The sequence below is a fragment of the Paenarthrobacter sp. NPDC089675 genome (assembly GCF_044749185.1).
GTDB lineage: Bacteria > Actinomycetota > Actinomycetes > Actinomycetales > Micrococcaceae > Arthrobacter.
Map to the genome: position 1 here is coordinate 1 of NZ_JBIVHM010000022.1, position 2,438 is coordinate 2,438.

1 protein-coding gene is annotated in these 2,438 nt (G+C 58.8%); it reads right to left on the minus strand.

Features of this window, described 5'->3' with window-relative positions:
* Positions 1–98: 98 nt before the first annotated feature.
* Positions 99–1,367 (minus strand): hypothetical protein, encoded by a 1,269-nt coding sequence (locus ACIPY2_RS21785; protein ID WP_400268490.1) that lies wholly within the window; start codon positions 1,365–1,367, stop codon positions 99–101.
* Positions 1,368–2,438: the final 1,071 nt, after the last annotated feature.

Genomic DNA, 2,438 nt, shown 5'->3' on the forward strand with positions numbered 1-2,438 from the left:
CCGATGGTACTGCACCCGGGAGGGTGTGGGAGAGTAGGACACCGCCGGACACAAATTAAAGGGAAAGCCCCGACCACGACGGTCAGGGCTTTCCCTATTTAAAACTCCAACCCAAACCTCAACGAGGCAAGCGAACCGGCCTCGTGGGAAGGCACCTCGGCCTCGTGGGAAGGTACCTCGTCGTCGAGCTGCGATTCTGCGAAGGAACAGGGCCGAACCCCCAGTTCAGCAACCCCCTCCGTTTCCTCTCTCTTTTCCGCAGGCACGAGCGTCAATGTGATGCTGTCAGTGGGGAGGATCGACACTTGTCCGGGGGAGGATAAGGCCAGCCCATTTGGACTTCGCGTTGAGACTACAGTTTGGTTGTCCCTATTGCCGAGCAACCACACGGCCGTTGGCGGTCCGGAAACCGGGATTTGCTGCAGGCAGGCCGCAATCGGGTAACTTGTCTTGGCGAACTCGGACGTTCCGCGGACGCGCAGGTTAGTGCCGGCGTTCATCTCCGTCTGGGCGATGGTCAGGAAGCAAAGCGTCACTGACACAATAGCCATGGCCTTCATGATGAAACGCGCCACTCCGTCCAGCCGCTTGGCCAGCCAGAATAAAAGCCATCCCGACGTCAGGACGGCGGCCATGACGATCAGTGCTGAGCCAAAGAATATGAGCTGCGGCAGCTCGATAGTGCCCACGAGATTGCCAACACCGATTCCTTCAACGTAAGCCCAGGCTGGAAATCGAACGAAGACCGTGAGGCTGATGGCCAACGAACCCACGCTAAAGGCCAGACGAGGTAGGCGGCCGCTTCGAAGGAGCAGATGTGCCGCTATTAGGCGGCCGACGACCCAGATCAGGCCAAGGACTGCTGCGCCCCCTACAACAGCCGCTATTCCGCCGGGTAGCTTTTCGGCGGTGGCGAGTCCGTTTCGTATCACCGCTCCTGCGAAACAACCTGCGCCCATGCGGGCGAGTAAGACGTAAAGCCACCTGATTCGCAGGTATGTCCGTGAGCCGCGGTCCGCCACGAGCTCCTTCGATGGCCATGCGCGATTGGTAAGAATACGGCGTATTCGAACAGGCAACTTGGTCTTTCTCCGGAACATGAGGTGGACTTCGAATTCTGATTGCTTGAAGAAGCCCAGGAGGGCAGCGCCGAGGACGGAAAGGACGTGCAAGGCCAGGCAGAGCGTTAGCCAGAGGGCCATGAGGCCATACAACCCGAAGCCCGAGTTGATCCAGAGGTTATTGCTGAAGGCGCTGGACAGCCCATCGTCGCTCAGCAGCTGGCTTAGATTGGCGGTGATGCCCTCGCCATAGGTTCCTCCGACGCAAGCTGCGAGCACGATTGCGGCATGCCAGTTCCATCCCATAGTCGCCATCGTGGGCCGCTCGAGTCGCGACGCCGCGTTCCTGGGAATTGGCCTGCCGCCAGGAAACGACTCTGCTATCTGCCTGGCGGCCGCAGCGTAGTCGCCATACAGACCAAGCGGATGATGATCCAGCACTGGAGGGTCTGTAGTCGTGCCGTCCAAATCGATGCCCCACTGGGGTACTTGATTGTAATCAGGACGTACGAATCGTGGTTGGAGCAGTACAACCTTGTCGGGAATGCTGGAAAGGAGTTTTTGGAGTTCCCGTACCCAGCCTTCCCGTGTCGAAGGACCGACGACGCCGCGGCCTGTGCGTATCAGGGTAAGTCGGTGGCCTTGCTCCCACCGAGTGTCGTCTTCGACGATCCAGCCGGCACCGGTCGCTGCGCTTTCGATGAGGTGACGGCAATCGCTCGTTCTGAATTCCAACTCAATGATGGCCGTACCGAAGCCATTCAGCCGCGTGTATATCCATTCACCCGGTGATCCCCCAACCACTGACGCCAATTTGTAGAAGCTCGACCTTAACGTACGCATCAGCTCTCTTGCTCCTTAGTTTGGCGGCTCCCACCGGGTACCCTGCTTGCGCTTCCGATGCATGAGTGGACCGAAAGTACCGTCGATGACGGGAACTGCCGGCAACTGCCGGGTGGCGCCACGGATGACTTATCTCCTGCCTCCAGAACCGAGGCGCGGTTACGCTCCCTGAAGCCGAACGGACTCACGCGCCTGGCGCTGCTGGTGGTGTTCGACGGCGGTGTGGCGGGCTTTTGGGGTTGGCGTGGACCTGCCTTTGGGGTGGATTTGCGTTGGGGGTTGGGGGCGTGTATTGTTTTCTGAGTCGCCGGGAGCGAAACGGAAAGCCGGAAGGTGTGTACGGTTCGGATGGGCGGCCAAAAATAACTCTTCTTTTCCAATGGCCCTGGTGGGTTGCGCTGCTTTGTGTGGTGTGGCTTGGGGTGATGTTTTGGAGGGTCTGTTGTTTGAGAACTCAATAGTGTGCCAAGTTTGTTGATACCGATTGTTTTATTGATTGGTTGATTTTTGATCGGGCCATTCGCGCACCCCCGT